Origin of the sequence: Pseudomonas sp. GV071 (genome assembly GCF_003050835.1) — a bacterium.
In the GTDB taxonomy this organism is placed as follows: Bacteria; Pseudomonadota; Gammaproteobacteria; order Pseudomonadales; family Pseudomonadaceae; genus Aquipseudomonas.
This window is the reverse complement of sequence record NZ_QAOJ01000002.1, coordinates 426,043-440,816: the sequence shown is the minus strand read 5'-3', so window position 1 is coordinate 440,816 and position 14,774 is coordinate 426,043. Positions and strand designations below refer to the sequence as shown.

Annotated in this window: 13 protein-coding genes and 1 pseudogene; 10 read left to right on the top strand and 4 right to left on the bottom strand. The window is 64.5% G+C overall.

Annotation, left to right across the window (positions count from 1 at the left end):
- Positions 1 to 37 precede the first annotated feature (37 nt).
- Positions 38 to 1,519 carry an aldehyde dehydrogenase gene (locus C8K61_RS05995; RefSeq protein WP_108095285.1) on the top strand — a complete coding sequence of 494 codons (1,482 nt, stop codon included), beginning with the start codon at positions 38 to 40 and terminating at the stop codon, positions 1,517 to 1,519.
- 28 nt (positions 1,520 to 1,547) lie between these two features.
- On the opposite strand, the gene C8K61_RS05990 is transcribed toward C8K61_RS05995, so the two are convergent.
- From C8K61_RS05990 to cbiE, 3 genes are read right to left on the bottom strand one after another with little or no spacing between them, the layout of a single operon-like run.
- Positions 1,548 to 2,306: a cobalt-precorrin-6A reductase gene (locus C8K61_RS05990; protein ID WP_108095284.1), complete on the bottom strand. Its 759-nt coding sequence runs from the start codon at positions 2,304 to 2,306 to the stop codon at positions 1,548 to 1,550.
- A complete protein-coding gene (locus C8K61_RS05985; protein ID WP_108095283.1) occupies positions 2,303 to 3,400 on the bottom strand; it encodes a cobalt-precorrin-5B (C(1))-methyltransferase in 1,098 nt (365 codons plus the stop codon). Before C8K61_RS05985 ends, C8K61_RS05990 begins: the two co-directional genes overlap by 4 nt.
- A 3-nt stretch (positions 3,401 to 3,403) precedes the next feature.
- The gene (cbiE, locus tag C8K61_RS05980) at positions 3,404 to 4,606 is read right to left on the bottom strand and encodes a precorrin-6y C5,15-methyltransferase (decarboxylating) subunit CbiE (protein ID WP_108095282.1); all 1,203 of its coding nucleotides are present in this window, start codon (positions 4,604 to 4,606) and stop codon (positions 3,404 to 3,406) included.
- Between the two features lie 112 nt (positions 4,607 to 4,718).
- Between cbiE and cobG the strand changes: the two genes are divergently transcribed.
- The 9 genes and pseudogenes from cobG (at position 4,719) to C8K61_RS05935 (ending at position 13,802) form a co-directional block, all read left to right on the top strand.
- Positions 4,719 to 6,044, top strand: a complete 1,326-nt coding sequence (cobG, locus tag C8K61_RS05975) for a precorrin-3B synthase (protein WP_305889195.1) — start codon at positions 4,719 to 4,721, stop codon at positions 6,042 to 6,044.
- Positions 6,044 to 6,670: a precorrin-8X methylmutase gene (locus C8K61_RS05970; RefSeq protein ID WP_108095280.1), complete on the top strand. Its 627-nt coding sequence runs from the start codon at positions 6,044 to 6,046 to the stop codon at positions 6,668 to 6,670. Before cobG ends, C8K61_RS05970 begins: the two co-directional genes overlap by 1 nt.
- Positions 6,670 to 7,416: a precorrin-2 C(20)-methyltransferase gene (locus C8K61_RS05965; protein WP_108095279.1), complete on the top strand. Its 747-nt coding sequence runs from the start codon at positions 6,670 to 6,672 to the stop codon at positions 7,414 to 7,416. Before C8K61_RS05970 ends, C8K61_RS05965 begins: the two co-directional genes overlap by 1 nt.
- 196 nt (positions 7,417 to 7,612) lie before the next feature.
- A complete protein-coding gene (gene cobJ / locus C8K61_RS05960; RefSeq protein WP_108095278.1) occupies positions 7,613 to 9,259 on the top strand; it encodes a precorrin-3B C(17)-methyltransferase in 1,647 nt (548 codons plus the stop codon).
- A 251-nt stretch (positions 9,260 to 9,510) separates the two neighbouring features.
- Positions 9,511 to 9,924, top strand: coding sequence for a hypothetical protein (locus C8K61_RS05955; RefSeq protein ID WP_108095277.1), 414 nt, complete (start codon positions 9,511 to 9,513; stop codon positions 9,922 to 9,924).
- Between the two features lie 63 nt (positions 9,925 to 9,987).
- On the top strand, positions 9,988 to 10,284 hold the full coding sequence (locus C8K61_RS26805) for a hypothetical protein (protein ID WP_178086427.1): 297 nt from the start codon (positions 9,988 to 9,990) through the stop codon (positions 10,282 to 10,284).
- Positions 10,199 to 10,681: pseudogene (locus C8K61_RS05945) on the top strand (arylsulfatase); the annotation flags it as partial. The gene C8K61_RS26805 and the pseudogene C8K61_RS05945, both read left to right, overlap by 86 nt.
- Before the next feature lie 131 nt (positions 10,682 to 10,812).
- Positions 10,813 to 13,344, top strand: coding sequence for a fused MFS/spermidine synthase (locus C8K61_RS05940; RefSeq protein WP_108095276.1), 2,532 nt, complete (start codon positions 10,813 to 10,815; stop codon positions 13,342 to 13,344).
- 71 nt (positions 13,345 to 13,415) lie between these two features.
- Positions 13,416 to 13,802 (top strand): hypothetical protein, encoded by a 387-nt coding sequence (locus tag C8K61_RS05935; RefSeq protein ID WP_108095275.1) that lies wholly within the window; start codon positions 13,416 to 13,418, stop codon positions 13,800 to 13,802.
- 6 nt (positions 13,803 to 13,808) lie between these two features.
- Here C8K61_RS05935 and C8K61_RS05930 read toward each other — a convergent pair whose 3' ends face one another.
- On the bottom strand, positions 13,809 to 14,717 hold the full coding sequence (locus C8K61_RS05930) for an SdiA-regulated domain-containing protein (protein WP_108095274.1): 909 nt from the start codon (positions 14,715 to 14,717) through the stop codon (positions 13,809 to 13,811).
- Positions 14,718 to 14,774: the final 57 nt, after the last annotated feature.

Genomic DNA, 14,774 nt, shown 5'->3' with positions numbered 1-14,774 from the left:
TGTGGATAACCCTTCACAGCCCCCGCCTGGAGCCGCCATGAAGCACTTCATCAACCCCGAATTCATCACCCCGCAGAGCGAACGCCTGCGCGCCATCATCAACCCCGCCACCCTGGAACAGGTAGGCAACATCGTGCTCGGCGATGAGGCCGACGTGAACAGCGCCGTGACAGCCGCCAATGCCGCGCAAAAACAGTGGCGCAAGGTCGACGCAAAAAGCCGGGCGGCGATCCTTCATCAGTTGGCCAATGCCATCGAAAGTGAAGTGGCGGTGAACCGCGAAGCCGGGCGGCTGATGACCCTGGAAATGGGCAAACCCTTCCCTGAAGCCATGGGCGAGCTGGCCAACTGCGCGCCGATTTTTCGCTACTACGCCGAGATGGCCCGCGACGACGCCGGCAAGGTCGCCGGCACCACGCAACTGGGCTCGTTCCAGCATGTGCGCTACGACGCCATGGGCGTGAGCGTGCACATCATGCCGTTCAACTTCCCCATCCTGCTGATGTGCTGGACGGTGGCCGCGTCGCTGGCTGCCGGCAACGCCTGCATCATCAAACCGGCCGAAGCCACCAGCCTGTGCACCCTGAAATTCATGGAGCATTTTCGTTTGCTACCAGCCGGGCTGGTGAGCTGCGTACCTGGCGATGCGAAAACCGCGCAGTTGCTGATCCAGTCCGAAGGCACCCACGCCGTCGCTTTCACCGGCAGCGTGGCGGCCGGCAAAGCGGTGGCCATGGCCTGCGCCGAGCGGATGAAACCCTGCGTGATCGAAGCCGGTGGCAGCGATGCGCTGATCGTCTCCAAACACGCGCCGCTGGATGTCGCGGTGGCCGGTTCGGTGACCGCTGCCTTCCACCTCACCGGGCAGATCTGCACCTCGGCCGAACGCTTTTTTGTGGTGGACGAGATTCACGATGCGTTCGTCGAACGCTTTGCCGCGATGACGCAAAAACTGCGCATTGGCCACGGCCTGGAACACAGCGAAATCGGTCCGCTGGTCAGCGAAGCGGCGCGCGACAAGGTCATGCGCCTGGTCGCCGACGCCGTGGCCAAAGGTGCCACGGTGGTCTGTGGCGGGCGCATTCCGCCAAGCCAGCCGGTGGGCTGGTACTACGAGCCGACCATCCTCACCGGCGTTACCCAGGCCATGGATATCCTCCACGAAGAATGCTTTGGCCCGGTCGCGGCCATCTGCAAAGTGGCCGACTTCGACGAAGCCGTGCGCCTGGCCAACGACTCGCACTTCGGCCTCGGCGCCTCACTGTTTTCCACCGATCTGGCTGAAGCAATGGAAGCCGCCGACCGTTTGGAAGCTGGCATGGTGTGGGTGAACAACCCGCTGATCGACAACGACGCCCTGCCCTTCGGCGGCTGGAAAATGTCTGGCATGGGTCGCGAGTTGGGCCGCCAGGGTCTGGACGCCTTCCGCCGTTCGAAGATGGTGATCATCGACCACCAGCCGCAGATTCACGAGTGGTGGTACCCGTACAAGGACGAGGTGTTTTACAGCGAGGGCTGAAGCAAAAGCATCGCGGCTGAAGCCGCTCCTACGGATCGCACAATTGTGTAGGAGCGGCTTCAGCCGCGATGCTCTTGAGTGCCTCAAGCAGCACCCGCCCTTCGGAAAACGCTCTATCCACCGCCGGCAACTCAGGCCGACGCAGCACCAGCACCGGCACCCCCAGCTCGCGCGCCACCTGCAACTTCGGTTCGGTGGCCTGGCTGCCGCTGTTCTTGCTGATCAGCACATCGCAGTGCAAACGGGCAAACAGCTCGCGCTCGCTTTCCAACGTAAACGGCCCACGGGCGCCGATGATTTCGGCGCGCGGCGTGGCGGGCTGGCTTTGCAGGCAGCGCACGGTCCAGTGCTGGTGTTCGGGGATTTCGTCGAGGTGTTCCAGCGGTTCACGACCGAGGGTGAACAGCGGGCGCCGGAAAGGTTTCAGGCTGTGGATAAGTTCGTTCCAGTCGGCCACTTCTCGCCAGTCATCACCGGCCTGCGCTTGCCAGCCTGGGCGGCGCAACGCCCAGCAGGGAATGCCGGCCAAGGTGGCAGCGCGTACTGCATTGGCGCTGATCTGTGCGGCGTAAGGATGGGTCGCGTCAACCAGCAAACCGATGCCGTTGTCGGCCACAAACTGCGCCAGCCCTTCGGCACCGCCGAAGCCGCCAACGCGTACCTGGCAGGGCAAATCCTCCGGTACGCGGCCAAGGCCGGCGAGGCTATAGATATCGTCTGCCGCCAGTTGCCGGGCCAATGCTAACGCTTCGGTCACGCCGCCCAGCACAAGCACCTTCGGCCTCACTGCCCTGCCCCCGCATACCCTACGATGCCGCCCTGGCGGTCGATGGCGAACACCTCCACCTCGACCTCGGCCGGCACGATGCTTTTGGCAAACGCCAATGCATGGGCACACACCGCATTACCCAGTTCGATACCCTCGGCACTGGCCGAGGCCAACGCCTGCTGGCTGGTATTGCTGGCGACAATCGCCGCTTGCAGGTCAGCGCTGGCGCCAATGGCGGCGGCCCATTCGGCCAGTTGCGGCAGGTCGATGCTGGAGTGGCGGCTGTGCAAATCCATATGGCCGGCGGCCAGCTTGCTGATCTTGCCGAAGCCGCCGCAGATGCTCATTTTCGCCACCGGCGCCACGCGCAAATGCTTGAGCACGGCGCCGACGAAGTCGCCCATTTCCACCAGCGCGGTGTCGTCCAGTTGGTAGTGGCGGCGCATGCAATCTTCGCTGGCGTTGCCGGTGCACGCCGCCAGATGGGTAAAGCCATTGGCCTTTGCGACGTCGATGCCCTGGTGAATAGAAGCGATATACGCCGCGCAGGAAAACGGCCGGACGATACCGCTGGTGCCGAGAATCGACAGGCCGCCCAAAATGCCCAGGCGCGGGTTCATGGTTTTCAGCGCCAGTGCCTCGCCGTTTTCCACACAAGCGGTGACTTCGAAGCCGCCTGCATAACCGTGCTCAGTCGCCAGGTTGAGCAAGTGATTGGTGATCATCTGCCGCGGCACCGGGTTGATCGCCGGCTCGCCCACCGGCAGGGTCAGCCCCGGTTTGGTCACGGTGCCAACACCTGGGCCGGCAAAAAACGCCACGCCCGGTTCACGGCGCAAGCGCACGCGGGCGAACACCAGGGCGCCATGGGTGACGTCCGGGTCGTCGCCAGCATCTTTCAGCGTTCCCGCTTCGGCGCCATCTTCGAATGGCCGGCAGAACTCCAGGCGCATCAGCACTTCGCGGCCTTTGGGCAGGACGATTTCCACCGCATCGCTGACCATGCCGGCGAGCAACAACCGCGCCGCCGCCAGGCTGGTCGCGGTGACACAGCTGCCGGTGGTGTAGCCGCTACGCAGCGGCGCGGGTTGTTCGGCGGTTTCTTCGCGCATGGCTCAGGGCTTCACGGCGTGCAACAAGGTGATCGGCAGCGCGGTGCGCCAGGTATCGAACTCGCCTAACGGTAGCGCCTGGGCGACGCTGATGCGCGTCAGCTCGCCGCCACACTGTTCACGCCAGGCCACTAACCGCGCTTCGCTTTGCAGGGTCACCGCATTGGCGACCAGGCGGCCACCGGGGCGCAGGTTGGCCCAGCAGTGTTCCAGCACGCCAGGAAGGGTGACGCCGCCACCAATAAAAATCGCATCGGCTTGCGGTAAACCATGCAGCGCTTCGGGGGCGCTGCCGGCTACCAATTGCAGACCGGGCACACCGAGGGCATCGCGGTTCTGCGCGATCAGGCCTTGGCGCTCGCCGTTGGCTTCAACGGCAATCGCCCGGCACGTCGGGTGCGCGCGCATCCACTCAATACCGATGGAGCCGCAGCCGGCGCCAACGTCCCACAGCAGTTCACCGGGCAACGGCGCCAGGCGCGCGAGGGTAATGGCGCGTACATCGCGTTTGGTCAGTTGGCCGTCGTGGGCGAAGGCGCTGTCGGGCAGGCCGGGGGTCAGCGGCAGCAAGCGCGCATCGGCGCCGGCCACGCACTCTATGGCCAGCACATTCAATGCAGCCACTTCCGGCAAGGCCCAGGTGCTGGCGAGGCCATCGATGGAACGCTGCAACGGGCCGCCCAGATGCTCAAGCACACGCAAGCGACTGCCGCCAAACCCGCGCTCATTCAACAATTGGGCGATGGCAGCGGGGCTGCTGCCGTCGTTACTCAGCACCAGCAAGCGTTGGCCGGGATGAATATGGCTGTGCAGCGCCGCTAGCGGGCGGGCAACCACAGAAAGGCAGCTGACGTCCTGCAACGCCCAGCCCAATTGCGCCGCCGCAAGCGAGAAAGACGACGGCGCCGGAAACACCTGCATCTCTTCAGCCGGCACCTGGCGCGCCAGGCTGGCGCCGACGCCAAACAGCATCGGGTCGCCGCTGGCCAGCACGCACACCGGCGTGCCGCGCGCGGCCAATACCGGGCCGAGGCTGAACGGGCTTGGCCAGAGCAAACGCTCGGCGCTCAGGCAGTGCGGCAGCAATTCCAACTGGCGCGGGCTGCCGACAATCAGGCGAGCGTCGAGCAGCGCCCGGCGCGCCGGTTTGCCCAGGCCGCTGTAGCCGTCCTCACCGATTCCCACCACTGTCAGCCACGCCGCCATGGGCACTCCTTCACGCCAGCCGACCAGCAGGCTTTTCCTGGGGTCGGGCAAAGCGGGCATAATAGCGCGTTCGCCGGCACCCACAGCCAGCCACGGCGAACCGGTGACCTTTTTGAACGACGCCCAGCCCCTGCCCAACGCCCCCCTGCCACGCCATACCGCGTGCCCGGGTTTGCTGCGCATTGTGCAAGCGCGGGATGGCGGCATCTGCCGGGTCAAATTGCCCGGCGGCCGGCTTAGCGCGGCCCAGGCATTGGCCATCAGCGCCGCCGCCGAGCGCCATGCCAGCGGCGTGCTGGAAATCACCAACCGCGCCAACCTGCAGATTCGTGGAGTGCGCGGCGGTGAAGAGCAGGCGCTGATCGACGCGCTATTGGCCGCCGAATTGGGCCCGCGTAATTCCGCTGCGGACGATGTGCGCAACCTGATGCTCAGCCCCGCCGCCGGTGTCGACCCGCAACAACGCCTGGATGTGCGCCCGCTCGCCGAGCAGTTGCTGAGCTTGTTGGAAAACAATGAGCGCCTGCACCAGCTCTCGGCCAAATTTGCCCTGCAACTGGACGGCGGCGAAGGCATGGCGATGCTCGAGCATCACCATGACCTGTGGATAAGTGCACTCGACGCGCAGCGTTTTGCCTTCGGCCTGGCCAGCAGCCCCAGCGAAGCGCTGGCGGCCGTCAACGCCGACCAGGTGCCAACGCTGGTGAACGCCTGCCTGGAACTGTTTCTGCAGCGCGCCAACCCCGAACACACGCGCATGCGCCATCTGCTCAAGCAGATGCCGACCAGCGACTTTCTCACTGCGCTGCAAGCCCGGCTGCCGTTCCCACTGCAACAAGAGGCCGATGTCCTCGAGTGGCGCAGGCCGGCTGCCGAGCCTTGGGCGCATCTGGGCATTGGTGAGCAACGCCAGGCAGGTCTGCGGCATCTCGGCGCCGCGCCGGTGCTGGGCAGAATCAGCGCTTCGCAATTGGCTGGCGTCGCCCAACTGGCCGCAGACGCGCTGTATTTCACTCCCTGGCAAAGCCTCCTGCTGCGCGATGTGGCAGCTGCTCAGGCGCCAGACCTGATGGCAAAACTCAACGCCCTTGGCCTGCTTACCGACAGCGCCGCGCCGCTGGCACGCATCGTCGCCTGCAGTGGCTCCAGCGACTGCAGCAAAGGCCTTTCCGCGAGCAAAGCCGACGCCCTGCTGCTGGCCGATTTACTCGCCAACCGCGGCCCTATCGACCAAGTGCACCTGAGCGCCTGCACCCGCTCCTGCGCCGCCGCCCATGTGGCGCCGCACACCCTGCTGGCCGTGGCCGAAGGGCGTTATGACCTCTATACACGCGACAGCAACGCAGCCGGTTTCGGCCGTTTGCTGGCCCGTAACCTGACTATTCTTGAAGCCGCCGACACCCTGACCGCGCAGCCCCAAACCATGGAAGCCCCTTGATGCTTGAGTACATCCGCGATGGCCAGGAAATCTACCGCCACTCGTTTTCCATCATCCGTGCCGAAGCTGACCTCAGCGGCATTCCCGCCGACCTGGAAAAGCTCGCGGTGCGCGTCATCCACGCCTGCGGCATGGTCGACGTGGTGCAAGACCTGCGCTTCTCGCCCGGTGCCGGCACTGCCGGGCGCACGGCGCTGGCCAACGGCGCGGCGATTCTGTGCGATGCGCGGATGGTCGCCGAAGGCATCACCCGCGCCCGCCTGCCGGCCAACAACCCGGTGATCTGCACCCTCAATAATGAAGGCGTGGTTGACCTCGCCCGCGAGCTGGGCAACACCCGCTCGGCGGTGGCCCTGGAACATTGGCGCGAGCATCTGGAAGGCGCCGTGGTGGTGATCGGCAATGCGCCCACCGCGCTGTTCTACTTGCTGGAAATGATCGACGCTGGCGCGCCAAAACCGGCGCTGATCCTTGGTTTCCCGGTGGGTTTTGTCGGTGCCGCCGAATCCAAAGACCTGCTCGCCGCCGACAGCCGTGGCGTGCCCTACGTGATCGTGCGCGGTCGTCGCGGCGGCAGCGCGATGGCGGCAGCGGCCGTCAACGCCCTGGCCACGGAGGTGGAGTAATGAGCGGAAAAGGACGTTTGCTCGGCATCGGCGTCGGCCCGGGGGACCCCGAGCTGATCACCCTCAAGGCCCTGCGCCTGCTGCAGTCGGCGCCGGTGATTGGCTACTTCGTGGCCAAGGCCAAGGTCGCCCTCGGCCAGCACGGCAATGCCTTTGGCATCATCGCCGCGCACCTCACCGAGGCGCAGCAACGGCTGCCCATGGTCTACCCGGTCACCACTGAAAAGCTCGCTCCGCCTTTGAGCTACGAAGACATCATCAGCGACTTCTACGACACCTGCGCCGAGCAGATTGCCGAGCACCTGGAAGCCGGCCGCGACGTCGCCGTGATCTGCGAAGGCGACCCGTTTTTCTACGGCTCGTACATGTACCTGCACGACCGCCTGGCCAGCCGTTACCCGGCCGAAGTGGTGCCGGGGGTGTGCTCCATGCTCGGCGGTGCTTCGGTGCTGGGTATTCCGCTGGTGTACCGCAACCAGAGTTTGGCCGTGCTCAGCGGCGTGTTGCCGGCTGACGAACTCAAGCAACGCCTGGCCGCTACCGATGCGGCCGTGGTGATGAAGCTGGGGCGCAACTTCGACAAGGTGCGTGGCGTGCTGGAAGAGCTGGGCCTGGCCGGGCGCGCCAGATACGTTGAGCGCGCGACCATGGAAAACCAGCGCATCGTGCCGCTGAATGAGGTGGACCCGATGGCGTCACCGTACTTTTCGTTGATCATCGTGCCTGGGGAGAAGTGGCAGGCGTGAGGTGAAGGGCTGCGTTTGCCGCAACCCTCTCCCCCAGCCCCTCTCCCGCTAGCGGGCGAGGGGAGCTAAATCGGTGACTGGTTTGGAACCTCAATTCCAGGCCCACCACAAATCAGTCCCCTCGCCCCTCCGGGGAGAGGGTTAGGGAGAGGGGCCGCTACAACGCAGCCCTCCCCGCCGAACACCGGAGTCCTCCATGTCCCCCGCCATTCTCATCCTCGGCAGCGGCGCCCTCACCACCGCCCGGCGCATCCAGGCGTCGTATCCCGGCAGCCAGGTGTATGGCCTGAACGAGCGGGTCACCGCCGACATCAGCTACAGCGACTTCGGCAGCCAACTGCGCGAGCTGTACCAAAGCAACCGCCCCCTCATCGCCCTGTGCGCCGCCGGCATCGTCATTCGCTGCCTGGCCCCGCTGCTGCACACCAAAGGCGCCGAGCCACCGGTATTGGCCGTCGCCGAAGACGGCAGCGCGGTAGTCCCACTGCTCGGCGGCTTGGCCGGGGTAAACGTGCTGGCGCGGGAAATCGCTGCTGCTCTGGATGTGGCGCCCGCCATCACCACCAGCGGCGAACTGCGCTTCGACACCTGCGTGCTCAACCCCCCGAGCGGCTATGTACTGGGCGATATCGAGCAGGGCAAACGGTTTGTCTCCTCCTTGCTCGGCGGCCAAAACGTCAGCATCGATGGCGACGCACCCTGGCTGGAACAAGCGCGCCTGCCGCTGGCCGCCGATGCCCACCTGCGCATCCGCATCAGCACCGACGCCCAGGGCAGCGCCGATGAATTGCTGATCCACCCGCGCAGCGTGGTGGCGCTCAACCCGCCGGCCGATGCAGCACGTATCCAGCAGAGCCTGGCTGCGGCCGGCATCAGCGCCCATGCCCTGGCTGGCCTGCTCTGCCCGCGTGAACAGATGGCCGATAACGCCCTGCACGCCACCGCCGACAGCCTCGGCGTACCGCTGCGCTTCAGTGATCAGCCGACCCTCAACGCACCCCACCGCGTGCTGGAAAGCCAGGGCCTGCAGCTGGCCATCGCCGAGCAGCCGGTGGTTATCCACAGCCTCGGCCAGGCCCGTGGCCGGCTCACAGTGGTCGGTCTTGGCCCCGGCGCCGCCGAGTTCACTGCACCTGCCGTCAAGCGCGCGCTGCAAGAAGCGCAAGACGTGCTCGGCTACGAAACCTACGTGACCATGGCCGGCCCATTCCGCGCTGACCAGGTGCTGCACAACAGCGACAACCGCGAAGAACTGGCGCGCTCGCGCCACGCCTTCGAACTGGCCGCCAGCGGCCGGCGGGTGGTGGTGGTGTCGTCCGGCGACCCCGGCGTCTTCGCCATGGCCGCCGCCGTACTGGAAGCCCTGGAAGCCAGCAGCGACCCGCACTGGCACAGCGTCGAGTTGCAGGTACTGCCCGGTGTTTCCGCCTCGCTGGCCACCGCCGCCAAAGCCGGCGCGCCGTTGGGCCATGACTTCTGCATGATCTCCCTCTCCGACAACCTCAAGCCGTGGGAGGTGATCGAGCTGCGCCTGAAACACGCCACCCTCGCCGACCTCGCCCTGGCCTTCTACAACCCGATATCCCGCGCCCGCCCCTGGCAACTGGGCCGTGCGCTGGACGTGGTACGCGAACAACGCAGCCCGGAAACCGTGGTGGTGTTAGGCCGCGATATCGGCCGCCCGGCCGAAGCGCTGACCGTCACCACGCTCGGTGAGCTGCGCCCGGAGATGGTGGATATGCGCACCATGGTGATCATCGGCTCCAGCACCACACGGCGTTTTGCCAAGGCGGGCAGTGCGGTGGATTGGGTGTATACGCCGCGCTCGTACCCAGGGCCGTAGATCAAAAACATCGAGGCCAAAGGTGTTCTCCCAGATCTAACCGTGCCCCGTAGGATCGGCCGGGCGGCGATCCGCTTCAGCCGCGAGTTTTTGCTCCTCGCTGTAACTCCCTTCTTTGCACAGCTTTAGTGCAATTCGGCATAGCGCCACTGGCCAATCTTCGAATCGCTGCTAACTTCATCCGAGCGCCTCGGCACGGTCGTACCCAACCGGCAGGTGGCGCTCTAGAGAGCTCAGGAGGGATTCCGAGAATGTCAGTTAGCCATCAGTTACCCCTTTATCTGCGTGCAGGCCTCGCTGCTGTGGTGCTGGCCAGTGTGGCCGCGTGCGCGAGTATCGATGCGCAGACCACTGAGTATGTTGGCGCGCCCCACGCCGCCGCCACCAACCCCGCCAACGTGCAAGTGCTGCGCAGTGAACCGACTCGCGAGCATGTGCGCGTGGGTGAGGTGATTCTCGAGGCCAGCACCGAACCCGCACCGCCAGTGACCGAGCTTGAGCAGAAGCTCAAAGACGAAGCAGCGAAGATCGGTGGCGATGCGGTGGTGGTGGTCTACGACCAGATTCAACCCGTGGCAGCCGTGGTCAACGGCCCGCTATGGAACCGCGACATCGAAACCATTGAAGGCCGTCGCCTGAAGGGCATCGTCATTCACTACCAATAAGCCAACCAACACCGGAACGTCTGGGCTGTGTCTTACAGCGTTACCAAATGGAAGAGGTACGCCATGCAGTATTCGATTTACGCGCCGTCGCTGCGCCGCTTTTCTATCGTCGCCTTGGTCACGTGCCCCTTGTTGGCCAACGCCGACAACGCCCGCGATTGGCAGAACACGCCCATCGATACCAACTTCGTGTTCGGCTATTGGAACCTGGTGAATTCCAACACGCCCATCGACAGTTCCTTCCCCCTGGATGGTCTGTCGGTGGATGCCAATGTGGGCGCCCACCACCGGTGGCAAGAGCTTCAAGGTGCACCTGGACGGCTACAACCAATTGCCCTACCTGACCGGCCAACAGCCTAAAGGCAATCGCCACGAGTTCTTCTACTTCAACGATGACGGCGTGTTGGTATCGGCACGGTTCGACAACTGGAAAGCGGTGTTCTGCGAACAACGCGAGCCCGGTGGTTTCCGAGTGTGGAGTGAGCCGTTCGTGTGCCTGCGAGTGCCGAAAATTCTCAACCTGCGCATGGACCCCTACGAGCGCGCCGATGTGGTGTCTGACCAGTACTACGACTGGACCACCAAGAACGTTTACCTGGGTGCTGTAGCGGTAACCAAGTCGGCAGAGTTCCTGCAGACCTTTATCGAATACCCACCGAGCCAACGACCAGCGAGCTTCAGCATCGACCAGATTCGCGCGGCGGTAGACGCGAAGATTGCCGAGGATGCGAAGAAAAACGCGCCAGCCAAACCCTGACCGCATCACCGTTGCTCGTCAGGTGGCGAGCAACCTGTTTTACTTCGGGACCGGCCATGCGCCGGTCTCGTTTTGTTTACCGCCGCATGCGCTTTTATCCGCACCCGCCATTGAACAAGGACCGCTACACAATGCCGTCTGCGAGCAGTTCGAAGTCTCCCGCTCACGCCTCTAGCGTCACCCCCATTGCGGCCAACCCGGCCCTGCTTATTTGCGCCTTGCTGCTGTTCGTTTCCGGCGGCGCGGCCCTGATTTACCAAGTGTTGTGGATCAAACAACTGTCGCTGGTGGTGGGCGTCGAGGTGTACGCCATCACCACCGGTGTCAGCGCCTTTTTTGCCGGTTTGGCCTTCGGCGGCCTGGCCTTCGGCCGCCTTGCCGACCGCCTGGCGCGCCCCGTGTTGCTCTACGCCGGGCTGGAGGTGATCGTCGCCGGGCTGGGCATTGCCGCCACCTATGGCTTGGGCAACGCCGCCGGTTTGTTCGCCCGCCTGGAAGCCCAGTTCGGCCTGCTGGCCTGGCTGCTGCCGTTCGCCCTGGTGGGCATTCCGGCCTTCTTGATGGGCGGCACCCTGCCCGTACTGATGCGCGCCATCGGCCCCGCGACCGGCCAGTTGGGCCGCGCCGGCGGGCGACTGTATGCCGCCAACACCGCCGGCGCGATTGCCGGTACCGTGCTCACCGCTTTCGTGTTGATTCCCTGGTTGGGCGTGCGCGGCACTGCGTTCGCGGCTGCCAGCCTCAACCTGCTCGCCGCCCTGGCTGCGATGTGGCAGCACCGTGGCCAACGCCTGCAGCCGGCAACGCCGATGCTCGAGCGCCATCCGCGCAGCGCCGCCGCGCGTCTGGCCCTGTTGCTCTATACCGTCGCTGGCGGCGTCGCCCTCGGTTACGAAGTGCTGTGGTCGCAAGCCATCGTGCAGTTCATGAGTACGCGCACCTTCGCCTTCTCGGTGATGCTCGCCACCTACCTCGCAGGCTTAGTGCTGGGCAGCGCCCTGTATGCCCGCCGCGCCGACAGCCTGCGCGACCCCTGGGGCCTGTTCGGCCTGCTGATTGCCGCCGCCGGCCTGCTGGCGCTGCTGGAAATTGCCGGCCTCGGCCGCTGGCTGATCGATACACAAAGCCATGTAGAAGCCTGGGTGCTGATCGCCACCGACAATGAGCTGGCCGGCATGTGTGCGCGTTTCCTGGTGGCGGCGTTGAGCATCGTGTTCCTGCCCACCACCCTGCTCGGCGCGGCCTTTCCGCTGGCCCTGCGCCTGGCTGTGGACAGCCGCCATGTCGGCCGTGATGTGGGCGCCATCGTCGCGCTTAACACCCTTGGCGGCATCGTCGGCGTGATGCTTTGCGGTTTTGTCCTGATCCCTTTCCTCGGCCTGGTGCACAGCCTCGCTCTGTTGGCCGTGTTGGCTGGCCTGATCGGCCTGATCGCCGTGAGCTTTGGCGAGCGGGTCAGCAATCGCCTGCGCAATACCGTGCTCGTTGTGGCGCTGGCCTCGGTCGCCGTCGGCCTGTTTACCCCACCACAAACCCTGGCCGAGCTGTTGCCCGGCGCGCAGAAAGGCACCCTGGCGTTTTACGAAGAAGGCAGCGGCGGCACGGTAGCGGTGGTTACCCAAGGCAACCCGAAACAACGCTTCAACCGCCTGTATATCCAGGGCGTGTCCAACACTGGCGATGCCATGCCGTCGTTGCGCTACATGCGCCTGCAAGCGCTGCTACCGCTACTTATCCACAGCGGCGAACCAAGCTCGGCGCTGGTGATCGGCTTCGGCACCGGCATCACCGCCGGCGCCTTGCTGCAGTACCCAACCCTGGAACAGCCGGTAGTCGCCGAACTGCTGCCCGCCGTGATCAGCGCCGCGTCGCTGTTCAAAGGCAACTTCAATGCCGCCAACGACCCGCGCCTGGACATCCGCCTGCGCGACGGCCGCCGCGAACTGCTGCGCAGCGCGCAAAGCTACGACCTGATCACCCTGGAACCGCCACCGCCGTCGGCCGCCGGCGTGGTCAACCTGTACTCGCGCGACTTCTACCAACTGGCCGCCAGCCGCCTCAACAGCCAGGGCATCGTCGCCCAATGGCTACCGCTGCCGACGCAAACCCTCGACGAAAGCCGCGCCTTGGTGCGCGCCTTCCTCGACGTGTTCCCCCACGCCTCGCTGTGGACCACCGAATTCCACGAGATGCTGTTGGTTGGCTCACAGCAACCGATGCCACTGGACGCCGCACGCATCGCCCAACGTTTCGAACAACCCACCGTCAGCGACGCCCTGCACCACATCGGCATCGACAGCGCCGCCGCCCTGCTTGGCACCTGGGTCACCGACCGCACCGGCCTGGAAAGCTTCGCCGGCGATACCCGCGCCGTCACCGACGACTACCCGCGCATTGAATACGCCCCCTGGGTAAAAGCCGACGAAATCACCCGCACCCTGCCCGCCCTGCTCGGCAAAACCACCCGCCCACCGCTGCTCAACGCCGACGATGCCCTGATCAACAAGGTGACCGACCAACAGGAACGGCTGCAGAGCTTCTATGGCGTGGGACTGCTGGCGTACCAAGGCAAACGCCAGGAATGGGAACGGGCCGTGCGCGAAGTGATCCGGCGCGATGGCGGCAATCCGTATTACCGGTGGTTTTTGGGGGTGGGGTTGTAGGGTACTAGTCAGCGGATATCAGGTTCGCCTAATGTTCGCCACTAAAGCCCAACGCAAACCAAGGATGGCCTATGCAAATTCGCTCCCTATTGCTCAAGTACTACGGTCTGAGCATCTTCATCACTGGCATTCTGGCCGTGTTCAAACCCAGCAGTCCGTGGCTCGCCACCCTTGCCAGTCTGTTCATTCTCTCGGGCCTGGTTTACCACTTCATCAAAGACAACTTCGACACCGTCAGCGATAGCGACATGTACAAGATCGTCGCCGGGGTGTCGCTGCCCAGTGTCATCCTCACGCTGGTTTTCTCGTCGCGCCTGGGCTTTGGCCATCTGCCGCTGGGAAGCGCGCTGGGTTATGGCCTGGTGTTTACCGTGGTGAATGCGGTGGCGGTGTATGGGTTTGCGGTGATGTCCAAAGGCATCATTGAGAGCGCCCCAGCGGAGGGGGAAAACGACTAGGTTGCGCTACTCAACGGTCCGCTTGAACCGATAAAACAGATTCGGCTCACTCACCAAATACAAATCCCCATTGCTGCCCATCGCCATCCCTTCGGCCTGCGGAATATCCGCCTTCAACCCCAGGTTGCCAGCACGCAGGTTGAGGCTGCTCAGGGGTTGGCCGTTTTGGTCGAGTTCGATGACCATTTTCGATTCGTCGGAGAGCGCCCACAGGTGTTGGGTGGCGCTGTCGTAGTAGAGGCTGGAGAGGTCGGTGAGGAACAGGCGTTGGTCCCGTTCGGGGTCGGTGCGCACTTGCAGGCGCAAGGGGCCTGGGCCGTGTTGCATAAAGCCGCTGACTTCGAAGATGCGCATGGGGTCGCGCTCTTTGGCGATGAACAGGCGCTGGTTGGCGGCATCGAAGGCCAGGCCTTCGAAACCTTTGTTTTCTTCGCCAACGCTGCTGAGGTCAAGCTGGTGGGCGTTGGCGGGGTCGTCGATGTCGATCAGGGTGGTGGCGTCGTTGATGTGCACTTCGGTGAGCCGACGGCGACGTTCTTCGACAATGATGTACACGCCCGGGCTGATGTATTCGATGGCTTCCGGGTCTTTGAAGCCTTGCAGGGGAATGCTGCGCAGCAGCTCGCCGTCCAGGGACAACTCAAGGAAGTGCGGGCGTTGATTGGTAACGCTGACCAGGGTGTTGCGCTCGGGGTCGAAGGACAGCGCGGAGACGTTGGTTTCCTCACCAATGGCGCGACCTTCGATGTCCACCTGGTAGCTGGGTAGACGATCAGGACCGCCACTGTTTTCCGTTTGTTCGATCTGGAACCACACGCGCTCGAAGTAGCGGTTGTGTTGGACTATCGCGGCAGTGCTCACCAGCGCAAGGGCCAGGCAGCCCTGTACAACTCTGGAAGCAGACAGGCCTTTCATTTCACGCTCCACACTGAACCGAGGGTGCCGCCGAGTATGGCGGGCGGCTATTACAAC